This window comes from Amycolatopsis sp. NPDC004747 (assembly GCF_053601335.1).
Genome location: NZ_JBSGBQ010000005.1, coordinates 287,845 through 301,588, shown reverse-complemented (window position 1 = coordinate 301,588; position 13,744 = coordinate 287,845). Strand labels below are relative to the sequence as shown.

Here is a 13,744-nt window from a genome sequence, read left to right as displayed (position 1 = left end):
CCGCCGGGCGGACTCGTCACGCTTCGGCGTCGACCATGCGCCCGAGCAGGTCACGCAGCCGGACGCGCTCCTCCGGCGCCAGCGCGGCCAGCGGCTCGGCCGCGAACCCCAGCGCCTGGCGGAAGTTGCGCGCCAGCTCGGCACCCGCGGGCGTGGCCACGATGTTCTTGATCCGCCGGTCGCGTTCACCCGGACGGCGCTCCACCAGGCCGCGGGCTTCGAGCCGGTCGATGATCCCGGTCACGTTGGACCGCTCGGACTTCAGCTTCTCGGCGATCCGGTGCATGGGCAGCGGTTCGTCGAGGGCGGCGAGCACCTTCGCCTGCACCGTGGTCAGCCCCTGCGCCGCCGCCGCGGACTCGTACGACCCGACGAACCGGTCGACGATCCGCGCCAGCAGGGCGACGACGTCTTCGGTGACCGGGTCAGCGCTCATGCGCCGAGTGTATGCCGATAGTTGACTGCATGAACCATCCATGCCTATAGTCATTTTAGTTCACTACATTAACCATCACACTGCTGAACAGATCGAGGTTCCCGATGAGCAACGACCGCGTCGCCCTGATCACCGGCACGTCCACCGGGATCGGCCTGGCCACGGCGGTGCTGGCGGCCCGGCGGGGCTTCCGCGCGGTCGCCACGCTGCGCGACCCCGGCCGGGCGGACCGCCTGCGCAAGGCCGCCGCCGACGCCGGGGTCGAGCTGGACGTCCGCCCGCTCGACGTCACCGACGCCCGCTCGGTCGGCGCGGCGGTCGAAGGCGTCCTCGCCGACCACGGCCGGCTCGACGTCCTGGTCAACAACGCCGGCGCCGGTCACCTCGGCACGCTCGAGCAGGAGCCGCTCTCGGCGGTCCGCGAGACCATGGAGGTCAACTTCTTCGGCGTGGCCGAGACGACCAGGGCCGCACTGCCGGCCCTGCGCGCGAGCGGCGGCCGCGTGATCACGGTGACCAGCGTCGGCGGCGTCGTCGGGCAGCCCTTCAACGAGGCTTACTGCGCGGCGAAGTTCGCCGTCGAGGGCATGATGGAGTCGCTGGCGCCGGTCGCCGCGGCCCAGGGCGTCACGGTGTGCGTGGTCGAGCCGGGCGCGGTCGCGACGGAGTTCGTCAACAACGTCGGGGTCGACGAGCGGCTCTTCGCCTCGGCGGGCCCGTACGCGGAGTCGCTGAACAAGTACATCGCCAACGTCACGAAGTCGTTCCGGGGCGCGCAGACGGCCGACGAGGTCGCCGAAGTGATCCTGGCCGCGATGACCACGGAGACGCCGGCCTTCCGGATCCAGACGTCGAAGTGGGCCGAGGACTTCACCGCCGCCAAGCTCGCCGACCGCGACGGCTCGGCCGTGCAGCGGATGACCAGTGGCTGGCTCGCCTAGCGCACCAGCCGGAAGAACCCGCGCACCTGCTCGACGAACAGCTCCGGCTGCTCCAGCGCGGCGAAGTGCCCGCCGGCGGGCAGCTCCTCGAACCAGCGCAGATCGGTGTAGCGCTGCTCGGCCTGCCGCCGCGACGGCCGCACGATCTCCTTCGGGAACACCGAAACACCGGCCGGGACCTCCACAGTGGACAGATCGCGGTCGTTGTTCTCCCAGTACATCCGCGCGGAAGAGGCCGCGGTCGCGGTGAACCAGTAGACGGAGATCGCGTCCAGGATCCGCCGCCGGTCGACGGCGTCCTCCAGGTTCCCCTTGTGGTCGGTCCAGGCCCAGAGCTTCTCGGCGATCCAGGCGGCCTGGGCGGCGGGCGAGTCGGTGAGGCCGTAGCCGAGCGTCTGCGGCCGGGTGCCCTGCTGGGCGGCGTACCCGCTGCCGCTGCGCCGGAACTCCTCGAGATCGGCCAGTGCCCGCCGCTCCCCGGGCGTCGGATCGGCGGTGTCCATCCGCACGGGCGCGAAGTTGACGTGCACCCCGGCAACGTGTCCGGACCGCGCCAGGGCGTTCGCGACGGCGGCGCCCCAGTCACCGCCCTGGGCGCCGTAGCGGTCGTAGCCGAGCGACGTCATGAGCTGGTCCCACAGTTCGGCAACCCGCCGGATCTTGAGGGCGGGCTTGTCACTCCACCCGAACCCGGGCAGCGACGGCACGACGACGTGGAAGGCATCGGCGGGATCACCCCCGTGCCCGGCGGGATCGGTGAGCGGCCCGAGGACGTCGAGGAATTCGAAAACGGACCCGGGCCACCCGTGGGTGAGAACGAGCGGAAGAGCATCCGCCTCGGGCGACCGGACGTGCAGGAAGTGCAGGCCCACGCCGTCGACGGTGGCCCGGAACTGCGGAAAGGCATTGAGCCGGCGGGCGAACCCGAAGTCGTACTCCTCGCCCCAGTCACGGCAGAGTTCGCGCACGTAGGCGAGCGGCACCCCCTGCGACCAGTCATCGACGGTCTCGGCCTCCGGCCACCGCGTCCGCCGCAACCGCTCCCGCAGATCGGCGACATCACCCTCGTCGAGAGCTACCAGGAACGGCTCGGCCATCTCGGCTCCTTCGGGTGGGCTTCCCACGCTAGCGACGTCCGCCCGAATCGATCAACTTCCCCGCCCTGACCAGGGCGGTTGGGTGTTGGACCACCTGCGGGAGGGGGGTTGCGGGGCATGCGCTAAGCTTTCGGAGTCGCCCAGCGATGGGCCCTCGTAGCTCAGGGGATAGAGCACTGCCCTCCGGAGGCAGGTGTCGCAGGTTCGAATCCTGCCGAGGGCACTCTCTTTGAACACGCAAAACCGGCCCCTACCAGCGAGAACGCGGTAGGGGCCGATTCACGTCTTACCCGGCCAACCCCGGCGGACCACGGCCGGATCCGGGCGTCTGTGTGCGATGCGTGTGCGCGCTCACCGCGGCGGACTGCCGAGCGCACGCTCGATCTGCCGCTTGGCAGCCTCCTCCCCGCCGTCGAGGAAGCTGGCGTAGACCTCCAGCAGCACGGCGATCGACTGGCCGGCCCACTCGGCGACCGTTGCGGCCGGCACCCCGGCAGCCAGCCAGGTGCTCACCGCGGCGTGGCGGAGGTCGTACGGTCGGCGCGCCAGCGGACCCCGCGCTACTTCGGCCGTAAACGTCGCCTCCCGGGCCGCACGGAACACCTTGGTGTAGGTGACCTTCGAGACCGGTCCCCCGCGCTCACCGACGAACAGGCGGCCATCCGGACCGTAGCCGAATTGCTCGATGTGGCGCCACAGGATCGCGGTCAGCTCGGGTGCGCAGGGCACCGGCCGCACCTCCCCCGCGGACCGCGACTTCAGCGGCCGGTCCTCCCCCACCGTGCCGCCGTCCGTCCACAGAGCATCGATGTACGGCCTTGCCGTTTCGAGGTGCAGCGTCCCCCAGTCGTACTCAAGCTCCCCGTTGTCGGGGTTCTTTTGAGGGGCGGGCAGCGTCAGCTGCTCCTTGCGGAGGTTCGTCGCCTCTTCCGGGCGGAGCGCAGCGAAGTACATGAGCGCGAAAAAGGCTTCGAGGTGCGGCCCGCTGCGCGCGGTCTCTCCCAGGATCCGCAACAGGGTGCGGGCCTGGACTGGGTTGGGAACGGCACGCCGATCGACCTTGCGCTTGCCCTTCGGCATGTTCGTCCATTTCGTGCCTGGCAAAGGGTTGCTATCAAGCACCTTGAGTTCCTTCGCGGCGTAGTCGAGCGTGTTGGACAGCACCGAACGGGTTCGACGGGCGACCGTGGGCGCGTAAGGCTCGCCGTCGAGCCTTTTCGTGACGGCCCGCTGCAAGCTGCGCAGCGTCTCGGCCTCTGCGGCCGTCGAGACTGCCGCGGTGTGGCGAGAAAGCCAGTCGAGGACTCGCGCCGCGTCGGCGGGCAGCGCGCCCGACGCGCGCCGTGGCGTGTTGTACCCCCATTGGCGAACCGCCGACCGAATGGTCTCCGGGTCGGGCCGCCCCGGCTTGTCTGGCACGAAGACCGGCAGCACTCGAATCAGCGCCTCAGCAGTGGTTTGGCGTGCTGTGGCGGCAAGATCCGGCCACTTCATGTCCAGGTACTTGCACGTCATCACGAACCACGACATGCGCTCAACCGGCTTGCTGTGTTCCACCGGCAGGCCGGTGCTCAGGTCGAACGGAGTACCGGCCCGCTGTGCCAAGATCAGCTCCGAACGGAAGCTGTCCGCCTGTGCGGCAACCTTGAATGTCTTCCAGAAACGGGACTTCTCCACCTGCCACCGCACCGCGTGTGCCGTGAACTTGCCCTGTCGGTTCTTGCGCGGCGTGATGCCGAAAACCCGCACCTGATAGCTCGTGTTCACGCTGCCTCCAAACAGGACTCAAGCCAGACGTCGACGTCGGCACGTCGGATGCGCAATTGGCGGTTGGGGAGCTTCAGGCAGCGCGGCGCGCGTCCCTTGGCACGCCAGTCATCAAAGGTCGACCGGGCGATATCGAACTCTTCGCAGAACTCGTCAACGGTGAGGTGTTCACGTGCAGCCATGTCAGTGTCTCCAGAGCTAGGCGGGCAGACGGCGACGCGACGAACATGGGGACTCCTCTCGGTGGGTGTCACACCTGGTGTCACACCTGTTTGCGCTGGTCAGGGTGGGTTGAGTGACGGAGTGACAGGTGTGACACCGGTGGGGTGGTCGCTGGTGTCACACCTGCCGGGGACGTGACAATGTGCAGGTCAGGCCGCTACGGAAGTCCGCGGCGCTTCTGCTCGGCCCGGATCTCGTCGTAGGTCTGTGATGAGATGAGCGGGTCCCGCAAAGCTTGCGCGAGGTCATCGGCGTTGGCGTTACCGATGCCGGCGGCCTGCACGCGGTCCTTTGCGCCGGGGTCGCGTGGGCGCTCGATGGCGATGTAGTGCTGGGGTTCCCCGCTGTAGTGCACTGCGGCGTCGTGATGCTCTTGCTTCAACGCCTTGCGGTTGTCCTCCATTGTGAGGTGAACGTTGGGGTTCGCGCGGGCCATTTCGCGCAGGGCGCGGCTCACTTCGTCGTGGTCGACGTTCCCGAGCATCTTGCGGAGTTCCACGAAACCGACCCAGCCGCCTTCCTCCCGAGCCAGCTTGGCGACGGCGTCGCGGATGCGGTCCTCGGTCGGCGCGTTGGTCGGTTCCGGCTTGCTGGGGCGGGGTTTCTCGGGTTTCGGCATGGGCTTCTCCGGCGTGATCGGTTCGGGTGTGGTGGGCAGCTGTCCGGCGAACGCACCAGCCTCGGGCGGGGGCGGCGGGGTGCCGGCGACGGCGGTGTACTTGGTTTCGGCGGCGGCGATCCGGTCCGGGTCGCCGGTGATGCGGGCGGCTTCGAGGTTGGTGCGGGCGCGGCAGCGGGCCTGCCGGGCGCGGGCGCCGGCTGCTCCGCAGCTGCGTCCGTTGCACCGGCGACCACCTTCAACGGCTGAGCGGCACATCCGGGTCTCCTCTCGGTGCGGTGAGCTGGTAGTTGTCACATCCCCACCTGGTGGGCGGGGTCGGACGCGGCGTGACGGCGGGGTGTGACAGGTCCTCCGGGTGTCACTCCTGCTGTCACACCTGTTTGCGCTGGTCAGGTGACGTCGAGAGACAGCGGTGACAGGTGTGACACCTCGGGGGTGTCCCCCTAGTCCCTGGAGCCCGGGGCGCTGTAGATGCCGGCGGGTGTCTTGTGCAGCTGTCCCGCGTCGGCCATGCGCGAGCAGGTCTTGCGGACGTTGTCCGGAGCAATGTCGAGCGCTTCGGCGATCCGTGCGGGCTTGAGCGGCCCGTGTTCGCGCAGCAGGCGCAGGATCTCGGCGCGGGTGTCGGCGACCAAGTGGTCGGAGGCGGGGCCGTCGAGCTTGGTCCAGGCGCCGGCGGTCGCGTCGAAGGTCATCGCGTAGTCGGTTTCTTCGACGTCGCGGCCGGTCATGTGCAGCACGCCATCGGCTTGCCCGCGGGCGCGTTCGAGCACGAGAGTGGCGTCCATGGCGCCGGTGAGCCCGGCGGTGCCGGAAACCATGTTCTGCCAGTCGTCAGCGTCCTGCTTGCGGACGTGGTGGATCAGCAGGAACGGCACGCCGTAGTGGTCAGCGATCTCCTTGAACCGGGCGCCCGCGGCGTAGTCGGAGGCGTAGGCGGACGCCCCGGGCAGGACCGGGCCGCGGATCTTCTGCAGTGTGTCGATGATGACCAGCCGCGCTGTTGGGTTCTCCTCCAGCCACTCCCGGAGCACCTCGTCCCCACCGGCGTTCATGGTGGGGCACGAGGTTTCCAGGGTCAGCAGCGGCGACGGGCGCCCGCCCGCGGCGATCTGCTGCCGCCGCCGGCGCTGCAACCGGCGGCCGGTGTCCTCCAGCGCGCAGTAGAGGACCGGGCCGCGCTCCACGTCGATCGAGCCGAGCGCGGGTTCCCCGTTCGCGATGGACGCGGCGAGCCCGAGGGACATCCACGACTTCCCCAGCTTGGGCGCGCCAGCCAGCAGGTTGACCCCTTCGGCGAGCAGGCCGGGAACGGCCCACTTGACCGGCGGGAACTCCTCTCGCATCAGCTCCGCATCCGTCCACCGGGTGCGGCGGGCGGGCGGTGTTGGCACGGCGGCCAGCGGACGGGGCGTGGTCATGGCGTGGACCTCCAGGGACGTGACAACGTGCAGGTCAGGCGACCTGGCGGGGGCGCTTCGCTCCGGCCCGCAGACCGGACGTGATCGTGGCTTCGGCCTCGCGGGCGGTGAAGTGCCGCGTCCCGATGTGCCGGCCAGCCGCGGTCATCAGCGCGGCGCGCACTTCCTCTTCGGTGAGCGCGTCACCTTCGACCAGTTGCCCGAGGGCGATCGCAGCGGCGTAGAGGGTGGCGTTGCGGTTGGTTTTGGCGTCGGCGACCTTCCCAGCCTCTGCCCGTATCGCGGCGATGAGGTAGCGGGAGCGCCGGTCACCGGCCGGCCGGATCGGTCGCACCGGCGCGGCCGGCAACGGGGCGGGGGTGAGCCGGTCGACCAGCCAGCCGGGCAGCTCCGCCACCGACCCGTCCCACACGTAGCCGTAGCGGCCGGTGCCGCTGAGCGTGCCGGGGCCGACGACGTATCCGCCCCACGCTCGGGTGTCGACCTTCCATCCGAGCCCCTGACCGCGGTCCCCGCTGGTGTTCCGGAGTGTCGTGTCCCCCGGAACCCGGTAGTACAGGTGCAGCCCACCGGAGGGCGTCCGGACCGTGAGCGTGTCCCCGGGCAGCTCCTGCCCGGCTTCGGCGGCGAGGACGGCGAGCACGTCTTCCCCGCACCGGGCGCCGGCCGCTGCCCACCGCTGGGGCACGGCTTCGCCGGGCTTGAGCGTGTCGAGGTCGATCACGCACAGTCCGGACGGGCCGGTGGCGATCCCGATCCCGTACGGCGCGTGGGTCCACGCGGCGCGGATCTTGCCGGGGTCGGTGGTGGCGCGCTGCTCCCAGGTGCGGTGTCCGCCGGCGCACCGGCCGGTGCCGGGACACCGGTCCTCGGCGTGCCCGGCCGGGCGCTTGCTGCCCGGTCGGAGCGGGAAGACGTGCCAGCCGCGGCGGGCCGCGTCGAGTGCGGCGTCCACTGTGGTCGTATCCATCTCGGGCTCCTCTTTCAGTACAGCGACGTGGTCACGGGGACGGCGCCGGGCGTGCCGGCCGGGACGGGCTCGTAGATCACGTCCCCGTCGGGGATGCCGGGTACCGGGTTGCGTGCCCACCAGCAGTCGAGGTGCTCGGGGGCGAGGGCGTTGGGCCCGTGGCTGTCCTCGAGGTAGGCGGCGTGGTCGCGCATCAGGGCGAGCGCGTGTTCGCGGGTGCACGGGCCGACGACGTGGTAGTTGCCGTCTTCGTCGGTGAACACCTCGATGGCGGCGGGGGCGGTGGTCATCAGGCGTCCTTTCGGGTCAGGGTGGAGGCGGCGTCGGCGAGGATGTCGGCGTGGTCGAAGGCGATCGCGTCGCGGTTGCGCAGCAGCCAGGGCACCGGCAGCCACGCCGCGGCCGCGGCGTCGTCGCCGGCGGTGGGCCGGACCGGGGCGGGCAGGACGGCGAAGAATGCGACGGTGACGTACCGGCCGCGGGGGTCGCGGTTCGGCTGGTCGTAGATGCCGAGCTGGCGCAGGTCGGTCAGGTGCAGCCCGGTTTCTTCGGTCAGCTCCCGGGCGGCGGCGGCGCGGAAGGTCTCGCCGGGGTCGACGTGCCCGCCGGGGAACGCCCACTGGCCGCAGAAGGGGTCCCAGCGGCGCTGGATCATCAGGATGTGCCAGACGCCGCGGAAGCGGGCGAAGGTGAGCACGTCGGCGGTGAGCCGGACCGTTTCGTGGGTGTCGTGGGTGTGGTCCATCGCGCGGTGTCCTTTCCGGACGGTGGTGTGGGGTGTCGTGTCCCTGCTGTGAACTGGGGTTTGGCTGGGTGCTCAGGTGTTGTCGCGGCGGTGGACGGTGCCGACCTGGAACGCGACACGTTCGCCCGCGCCGGCGGTGTTGGTGCCGGGACCGGGTTCGGTGATGTCGTCGCTGTGGTGGGCGGTGTAGCGGCCGGCGGCCATGGCGGACTGCACCCGCCCGTGCAGGTTGCGCACCTGGTCCGGCATGCCGGCGGGGGCCGGGCCGCCGCCCATGACGACGGTGGCTCCGGTGACGGTGTGGGCCTGCAGGCCCACGGTCGCGCCGGGAGCGGCGTAGTTGGTGAACGTGGTGCTGTTAAGTCCGATGTGGCTGGTGGTCTGGGCTGTCGTGTCCCTGTGGTGAGCTGCGGTTTCGTTGTGGGCCGCGTCGGTAGCTGAGCCGGTGTCGGCGGTGGTGTCCTCGGGCGTGGCCGGGGCCTCGCCGGTGTCGTGTCCCTGGGGCTGACCTGCGGCGGGGGTGTGGGGGTGGGCGGCGCGGGTGTCGTCGAGGTGTTGCTGTGCGGCGGTGAGCTTGGCTTCGGCCGCGTTCACGGCGGCCGGGTCGCCGGTGGCGCGGGCCTGGTTGAGGGTGTGGCGGGCGCGTTCGACGGCTTTGCGGGCGGTGCCGAGTGCGCGGGCGCGGGCCTTGCTGCTGCCGGTGCAGCGGCGGCCGCCGTCCGATGTGGAGCGACACATAGCGATTCCTTCCCGTCGTGGCGGTGTCGTGTCCCCGTGCCGACCAGCGCGGTTACTTGGCTTCCTGGGCGGCCTGCACGGCGGCGCAGCCGGGGCAGGTCTTGATGAAGATCGGGAACCACGGGGATTTGGCCTCGCCGGGCGGGATGATCAGGCCGCAGAGGGTCTTGACGTTGCCGGACCACCAGGACTTTTTGCCGATGTGCGCGTACTGCGTCGCCATCTCGATGCCTTTCGGTCGGTGACGGTGTGTGCCTGTTTTTGGGTAGGAGGTGCCGGCGCGAGCACCCTGGGGCGGTGTCGCGTGGCGGTGAAGTCGGCGGGTTAGGTCGCGAATTTCGGGTTAGGTTTCTAACCCGGCGGGTTAGCTGGGCCGCGTGGCGCCTGGCCTGCGGAAAGTGAGCCAGGTTAGGTCGGTTAGCCGGTCGGTCGGCGCCGGGTTTCCGGTCGGATTCGGTGGTGCGTGGGAGTCGGCGAGCGGCTAACCGGGCTAGTTGTCGTCGTCGAGGTCGGCGGTGGCCTGCCCGGCCAGAGCTTCACGGATCGTGACCGGGTCGACCGGGTAGCGGTTCTGTGAGCTGGGGACCTTGACCCCGATGGCGGCGAGGTCGGCGCACAGCTGCTTACCGGTCAGTCCGCTGTAGTCGGTCGCGAGCGCGATCAGCAGCGGCGCGGCTTTCGCGGCCGGCACCGGCTCATCGCCGAGGACCTCGCAGAGGTCTTCGAGCAGGTTCCGCGGCGCCGCCGGCGCCTCCGATCCGTTGTTGTCCCTGGTGGTCCAGGGGACGCGACCACGCTTGGCGATCGCGGCGAGGCCGCGTTCGATGATCGGGGTGACCTGGTCGTGGTCCTTGGAGACGTCGAGGAAGTAGACCTGCACGATCTCCGAGCGTTCCCCGGAGAAGCCCTTGACCACCGCGGTTCCCTTGTCGGTGCCGGGAATCAGCTCCGTGGCGCGGTGCCCGGCGGAGTAAGCACCCTGCCCGAGCAACGCGTCATTGGCGACGTGGTCCCCGACGGCGAACGCGATCCCGTTGGAGCAGTTGCGGGTCACGTCCCGGGGCATGGAGTCCTTGGTCGGGGCCTGGGTGGAGACGATCAGGTGGATGGCGCGCTTGCGTCCCAGGCGGACGATGTCCACCAGCAGTTGACCGATGTCCTCGCCGTACTTCTTGTGCTGGATCGCCACGTGCGCTTCCTCCAGCAGGCCGAAGATCGGGTGCAACCCGACGTTCTTCGACGCCAGTTCCCGCGTGACTGCTGGGATTTCGTGCTTGACCAGCAGGTCACCGCGGCGCTGCACCTCCGCGTGCAGCTCCCGCAGGTCCGCGAGAATCTGCGCGATCTTCTCGTCTTCGGCGCCCATCACGTAGCGGGAGCAGCGCGGCGCGAACACCTCGAAATCGAAGTTCGCATCCGGGACCCAAATCCGCAGCTCAGCCGTGGGATCCAGGGCAGCGCCGGCCATGATGACCCGGGCCGCGGAGGACTTGCCCTGACCGGGCATGCCCCCGCAGATGGTGTTGCGCTCCAGCAGCGGCGCCATCATCGGCTCCCCGCGCAGCGTCCGTCCGAACGGGACACCCTTGAACACGTCCACCGCGCCGTCTTCCAACAGCGGGTAGTCCCCGGCGCCTTCGGACAGGGCGCCCTTGTCGGCCACCCACAGGTCCAGGATCCCGGCTTCGCTGCCGGTGGTCGGCCACACCTCTTTGGACAGCCGGTGCAGGCCGGTGGCCAGGTCCGCGCGGCGGCGGGCGACCTTCTCGGCGGTGACCCCCGCGGGCAGGCGCACTACGGCGTGGGTGCCGCGGCCGTCCCGGCGCGCCGGGGTCAGGTACTGCATCGGCAGACCTTCCTTCAGGTAGTTGGTGATCTGCGGAATCCGCAGTGCGGCAAGGGCTTGCGCGATCGTCGTCTCGTCGATCGCCACGTCGGAGTCCTGCGTGGACGTGGCGAGCCAACCGGGGACCTTGCCCCGCTGCCGGCCCTCACGCCACGCCGCGAGCACCACACCCACGCTGACCACGTAGGGCGCGACCAGCGCCAACGGCGTCCACGCCCACGCGATGGCGGTGAAGACGAACCGCAGGGCGTCCATCACCCCGCCCACCACGCGGGTGAACTCGCCGGCGCCGGACAGCTGCACCAACAGCCCGATCAGCAGCACGATCACCACCAGCGCCGCCAGCCCGATCACGCCGGCTTTGACCAGGCCGACCAGCAGTTTCGGCAGGTCCATCAGCCGGCGGTGCCGGGCGTCCTGCACCCGGGCCTTGCGCTCCAGCCATTCCGCGACCAAAGCCTGATCGCCCATCGCTTCGGCGGCCTTGATCTGGCGCCGGTAGACGCCCATCGTGCTCGCGTCCCACATCCGGCCGCGCCACGAGTCCAGGCCCTGAATCACCGTCAGGCCGTGGTTGAGCACCGTCTTGGTGGTCTCGTGCGTCGCGGCCTTCTTCGCGACGGTGGCGGCCAGCACGACATCCCGCCGGTAGCCCTCATAGCGGGCCAGAGCGCGGGCCTTCTGCGACGTGCGCGCCGCGTACTCCTCCGCGGTCAGGATCTCGTCCGGCTCGATCGCCTCCCCCTGCTCCGGGATGGGCAGGTGGTGGACGGTGGCCAGCTCCCCGGTGTCCGGGGTGGTGTCGGTGCTCATGGTGGTGTCCTCCCGGGTCACTGGTTCGGGTTCTTGTGCTCGTTGCGCAGCTGACGCGCGGACTTGATCGCGCAGCGCAGCGTCTTGCGGATCGACTCCGCCGACGTCGGGTCGATCGGCACGTCGGGGTCGGCGATCGCCGCCGCGAACTCGGCGCGCAACTGGTCGAGCGTGCGCGTCTTCGGCGCGGGGATCGTGCCCCGGGTCGGGGTCGACTTCCGCTGGTCGGCGGGGTGGTCGAGGGTCAACACCGGCGCGTCGACGATCGGCCCGTCGCCGTCGGTCGGGGCGGTGCCGGCGTGGGTGGTCAGGTAGGCGGCCACCTCATCGGCCAGGATGTCCCCGGCGTGCCGGTCCGGCTCCACCACCGCGGCCAGCCGGCGCCCGTCGAGGGTGTAGCGGCCCGGGGTGAACACCAGCCGGGCGGTGCCGTCGGCGGCCAGTTCCGCGACCGCGGTGCGGACGGCGGCCCGCTGCACCCGGGCGACCTTGCGCAGCGTCGTGCGCTCGATCCGGGCCGCGGCCCGCTCCGCCGCCGACCGCGGCGGGGACGCCACGGCGAGCTGGTGGGCGATGACGCCGGCGACGGACACGATGCCCATCACCACCGCCGCGTCCCACCCACGCCCGAGGCCGTGCAGCACGTTCAGCGCGAACCCCACCGCGGCGAACACCCACACCCCGAGCTGCAGCGCCCACACCGGCCGCTGCGGGTGGCGGTGCCGGGACACCTCCACCGCGAAGGCGAACGCCCACATCCCCAGCTCCGACAGTGCCGGCAGCGCCGCGCCGGTCGCGTCCCCGTAGACACCCACGCCGTAGCCGGCCATGGCGGGGACGGCCATGCCCGCCGACACGAGCGCGAGCAGGTAGATCGGCAGCCGGACCCGGTTCGCCGACAACCACCCGGCGACCCGGGCGAGGGTGGCGGCCCGGCGCGCCTGGCGGGCCTTGCGCTGCTGCTCGGCCAGCTTGGCGGCGGCCGCGGTGTCAGCGCGGCGCTGCTCGGCCACGGCGCTCCGCGCCCGCAGCTTGCGGTCCAACGCGGCGGCGGCGTCCTGGCGGCGCTGCTCCGCGGTAGCCGCGTGGTTGGCGCGGCGCTCTTCGGCCCACGTGCTCATCGGGTCACCTCCCGGCCCTGGTGGTCGGTCGTCTCGTCGTCGGTCGCGGCCGGGGTCGCCGGCAGCTGCTTGCGGTCGGTGGTGCCGGCGCGCAGCTGGGCCTGTTCGCGGTGGTCGCGCACCTCGTGCACCGCCCACCTGGCCGCCACGACCGCGGATACCAGGGCGAACCAGGGGGTGAACATCCACGCCAGGACCAGCGGCCCGAGGACGCCGGCCAGCTCACCGAAGTGCCACACCACCCACTCCATCGCCAGCTCCAGCCGGGTCCGCTGCTCACGCTGCGGGTTCATCGGGGCACCTCCTGCCCAGCGGGGAAGTCGAGGGGGAAGAACTGGTTCACTCGCCGCGGCGGGCGCGACGCCTGCCGGGTCGCGGCCTGGTCCAGCCGGACCAGCACCCCGGCCAGCACGCGTTCGCCGACGACCAGCGGGATCCGCAGCAGGTGCAAGACCAGGAACAACAACACCGTCCCGACGAACCGGATCAGCGCGAGGGTTCCACGCTGCTGCAATACCTCGAACGTGTTCACGTGCGCTCACGCCCCTTCGCCGCGTTGAAGTCGGCGGCCCACCGCTCACACCACGCCGTGAGCTGCTCGAACGGCGCGGACCAGGTGATCGCCGGGTCTGCCTCGAACGCGCGGGCCGAGGCAACAGCGACGGCCTGGCTGGGGGTACTCAGCGGCAGGACGGTGACCGGCCCGCTGTGGCCGAAGTTCATCGCGGTCCACACGTCCAGGCGAATGCGGATGCCGTTGCCATCAGCGGACAGGCCCGGGATAACCGCAAGGTTCGGGCCGATCTGGACAAACGGCCGCGTAATCGACACCCGGGTGCCATTGACGTCGAGGTCGCAGTTCACCGCGGCAAGGCCGGAGCCGTCGAACACGTAGGTGTCGAGCTTGAGGTAGCTGGTCATCGGTTCCCCTCCTTGGCCGCGACCTCACGGCGCGCCTTGTCGATGGCTTCCTGTTGGCGCTGCAGCTCCGCGTGCCAGGCGCCG

The 13,744-nt window shown here is 70.8% G+C and carries 17 protein-coding genes and 1 tRNA gene; 2 read left to right on the top strand and 16 right to left on the bottom strand.

Translation table 11 applies throughout. The annotated features are described in order from the left end of the window. Positions 1-16 precede the first annotated feature (16 nt). Positions 17-436, bottom strand: a complete 420-nt coding sequence (locus ACWEGE_RS10340; protein ID WP_449660142.1) for a MarR family winged helix-turn-helix transcriptional regulator — start codon at positions 434-436, stop codon at positions 17-19. A 104-nt stretch (positions 437-540) separates the two neighbouring features. Here ACWEGE_RS10340 and ACWEGE_RS10335 point away from each other — a divergent pair, with 104 nt between their 5' ends. Beyond that, entirely contained in the window at positions 541-1,377 is an 837-nt protein-coding gene (locus ACWEGE_RS10335; protein WP_449660141.1) for an SDR family oxidoreductase, read from the top strand. Here ACWEGE_RS10335 and ACWEGE_RS10330 read toward each other — a convergent pair. Next, positions 1,374-2,474 (bottom strand): epoxide hydrolase family protein, encoded by a 1,101-nt coding sequence (locus ACWEGE_RS10330; protein ID WP_449660140.1) that lies wholly within the window; start codon positions 2,472-2,474, stop codon positions 1,374-1,376. The genes ACWEGE_RS10335 and ACWEGE_RS10330 overlap by 4 nt on opposite strands. Positions 2,475-2,624: 150 nt before the next feature. On the opposite strand from ACWEGE_RS10330, the gene ACWEGE_RS10325 reads away from it, so the two are divergent. Then, positions 2,625-2,697: transfer RNA gene (locus tag ACWEGE_RS10325), tRNA-Arg, on the top strand. 128 nt (positions 2,698-2,825) lie between these two features. On the opposite strand, the gene ACWEGE_RS10320 is transcribed toward ACWEGE_RS10325, so the two are convergent. The 14 genes from ACWEGE_RS10320 to ACWEGE_RS10255 all read right to left on the bottom strand — a co-directional run bounded on the left by ACWEGE_RS10320 (position 2,826) and on the right by ACWEGE_RS10255 (position 13,660). After that, positions 2,826-4,241, bottom strand: coding sequence for a tyrosine-type recombinase/integrase (locus ACWEGE_RS10320; protein ID WP_449660139.1), 1,416 nt, complete (start codon positions 4,239-4,241; stop codon positions 2,826-2,828). Next, positions 4,238-4,423 (bottom strand): helix-turn-helix transcriptional regulator, encoded by a 186-nt coding sequence (locus tag ACWEGE_RS10315; protein ID WP_449660138.1) that lies wholly within the window; start codon positions 4,421-4,423, stop codon positions 4,238-4,240. The genes ACWEGE_RS10320 and ACWEGE_RS10315 overlap by 4 nt, the downstream gene beginning before the upstream one ends. A gap of 197 nt (positions 4,424-4,620) precedes the next feature. Continuing rightward, a complete protein-coding gene (locus ACWEGE_RS10310; protein WP_449660137.1) occupies positions 4,621-5,340 on the bottom strand; it encodes a hypothetical protein in 720 nt (239 codons plus the stop codon). A gap of 188 nt (positions 5,341-5,528) precedes the next feature. Further along, entirely contained in the window at positions 5,529-6,506 is a 978-nt protein-coding gene (locus ACWEGE_RS10305; RefSeq protein WP_449660136.1) for an AAA family ATPase, read from the bottom strand. 34 nt (positions 6,507-6,540) lie between these two features. Beyond that, complete coding sequence (locus tag ACWEGE_RS10300) at positions 6,541-7,476, bottom strand: bifunctional DNA primase/polymerase (protein WP_449660135.1); 936 nt, start codon at positions 7,474-7,476, stop codon at positions 6,541-6,543. Positions 7,477-7,490: 14 nt separating this feature from the next. Then, on the bottom strand, positions 7,491-7,766 hold the full coding sequence (locus ACWEGE_RS10295) for a hypothetical protein (RefSeq protein ID WP_449660134.1): 276 nt from the start codon (positions 7,764-7,766) through the stop codon (positions 7,491-7,493). Then, positions 7,766-8,221 carry an NUDIX domain-containing protein gene (locus ACWEGE_RS10290; protein ID WP_449660133.1) on the bottom strand — a complete coding sequence of 152 codons (456 nt, stop codon included), beginning with the start codon at positions 8,219-8,221 and terminating at the stop codon, positions 7,766-7,768. The genes ACWEGE_RS10295 and ACWEGE_RS10290 overlap by 1 nt, the downstream gene beginning before the upstream one ends. A gap of 72 nt (positions 8,222-8,293) precedes the next feature. Next, positions 8,294-8,959 carry a hypothetical protein gene (locus ACWEGE_RS10285; RefSeq protein WP_449660132.1) on the bottom strand — a complete coding sequence of 222 codons (666 nt, stop codon included), beginning with the start codon at positions 8,957-8,959 and terminating at the stop codon, positions 8,294-8,296. Positions 8,960-9,011: 52 nt separating this feature from the next. Beyond that, positions 9,012-9,182 carry a hypothetical protein gene (locus ACWEGE_RS10280; RefSeq protein WP_449660131.1) on the bottom strand — a complete coding sequence of 57 codons (171 nt, stop codon included), beginning with the start codon at positions 9,180-9,182 and terminating at the stop codon, positions 9,012-9,014. A gap of 267 nt (positions 9,183-9,449) precedes the next feature. After that, positions 9,450-11,618 carry a cell division protein FtsK gene (locus ACWEGE_RS10275; RefSeq protein ID WP_449660130.1) on the bottom strand — a complete coding sequence of 723 codons (2,169 nt, stop codon included), beginning with the start codon at positions 11,616-11,618 and terminating at the stop codon, positions 9,450-9,452. Positions 11,619-11,635: 17 nt separating this feature from the next. Then, positions 11,636-12,739 carry a hypothetical protein gene (locus tag ACWEGE_RS10270; protein ID WP_449660129.1) on the bottom strand — a complete coding sequence of 368 codons (1,104 nt, stop codon included), beginning with the start codon at positions 12,737-12,739 and terminating at the stop codon, positions 11,636-11,638. Then, the gene (locus tag ACWEGE_RS10265; protein WP_449660128.1) at positions 12,736-13,032 is read right to left on the bottom strand and encodes a hypothetical protein; all 297 of its coding nucleotides are present in this window, start codon (positions 13,030-13,032) and stop codon (positions 12,736-12,738) included. The genes ACWEGE_RS10270 and ACWEGE_RS10265 overlap by 4 nt, the downstream gene beginning before the upstream one ends. Further along, positions 13,029-13,271 carry a hypothetical protein gene (locus tag ACWEGE_RS10260; protein ID WP_449660127.1) on the bottom strand — a complete coding sequence of 81 codons (243 nt, stop codon included), beginning with the start codon at positions 13,269-13,271 and terminating at the stop codon, positions 13,029-13,031. Before ACWEGE_RS10260 ends, ACWEGE_RS10265 begins: the two co-directional genes overlap by 4 nt. Then, positions 13,268-13,660, bottom strand: a complete 393-nt coding sequence (locus tag ACWEGE_RS10255; RefSeq protein WP_449660126.1) for a hypothetical protein — start codon at positions 13,658-13,660, stop codon at positions 13,268-13,270. Before ACWEGE_RS10255 ends, ACWEGE_RS10260 begins: the two co-directional genes overlap by 4 nt. Between the last annotated feature and the right edge of the window lie 84 nt (positions 13,661-13,744).

What these genes read in the sequence shown, in the direction of transcription:
- ACWEGE_RS10340 (WP_449660142.1), bottom strand. Translation starts at nt 436, where the DNA reads ATGAGCGCTGACCCGGTCACCGAAGACGTCGTCGCCCTGCTGGCGCGG.
- ACWEGE_RS10335 (WP_449660141.1), top strand. Translation starts at nt 541, where the DNA reads ATGAGCAACGACCGCGTCGCCCTGATCACCGGCACGTCCACCGGGATC.
- ACWEGE_RS10330 (WP_449660140.1), bottom strand. Translation starts at nt 2,474, where the DNA reads ATGGCCGAGCCGTTCCTGGTAGCTCTCGACGAGGGTGATGTCGCCGAT.
- ACWEGE_RS10315 (WP_449660138.1), bottom strand. Translation starts at nt 4,423, where the DNA reads ATGGCTGCACGTGAACACCTCACCGTTGACGAGTTCTGCGAAGAGTTC.
- ACWEGE_RS10310 (WP_449660137.1), bottom strand. Translation starts at nt 5,340, where the DNA reads ATGTGCCGCTCAGCCGTTGAAGGTGGTCGCCGGTGCAACGGACGCAGC.
- ACWEGE_RS10305 (WP_449660136.1), bottom strand. Translation starts at nt 6,506, where the DNA reads ATGACCACGCCCCGTCCGCTGGCCGCCGTGCCAACACCGCCCGCCCGC.
- ACWEGE_RS10300 (WP_449660135.1), bottom strand. Translation starts at nt 7,476, where the DNA reads ATGGATACGACCACAGTGGACGCCGCACTCGACGCGGCCCGCCGCGGC.
- ACWEGE_RS10295 (WP_449660134.1), bottom strand. Translation starts at nt 7,766, where the DNA reads ATGACCACCGCCCCCGCCGCCATCGAGGTGTTCACCGACGAAGACGGC.
- ACWEGE_RS10290 (WP_449660133.1), bottom strand. Translation starts at nt 8,221, where the DNA reads ATGGACCACACCCACGACACCCACGAAACGGTCCGGCTCACCGCCGAC.
- ACWEGE_RS10285 (WP_449660132.1), bottom strand. Translation starts at nt 8,959, where the DNA reads ATGTGTCGCTCCACATCGGACGGCGGCCGCCGCTGCACCGGCAGCAGC.
- ACWEGE_RS10280 (WP_449660131.1), bottom strand. Translation starts at nt 9,182, where the DNA reads ATGGCGACGCAGTACGCGCACATCGGCAAAAAGTCCTGGTGGTCCGGC.
- ACWEGE_RS10275 (WP_449660130.1), bottom strand. Translation starts at nt 11,618, where the DNA reads ATGAGCACCGACACCACCCCGGACACCGGGGAGCTGGCCACCGTCCAC.
- ACWEGE_RS10270 (WP_449660129.1), bottom strand. Translation starts at nt 12,739, where the DNA reads ATGAGCACGTGGGCCGAAGAGCGCCGCGCCAACCACGCGGCTACCGCG.
- ACWEGE_RS10265 (WP_449660128.1), bottom strand. Translation starts at nt 13,032, where the DNA reads ATGAACCCGCAGCGTGAGCAGCGGACCCGGCTGGAGCTGGCGATGGAG.
- ACWEGE_RS10255 (WP_449660126.1), bottom strand. Translation starts at nt 13,660, where the DNA reads ATGACCAGCTACCTCAAGCTCGACACCTACGTGTTCGACGGCTCCGGC.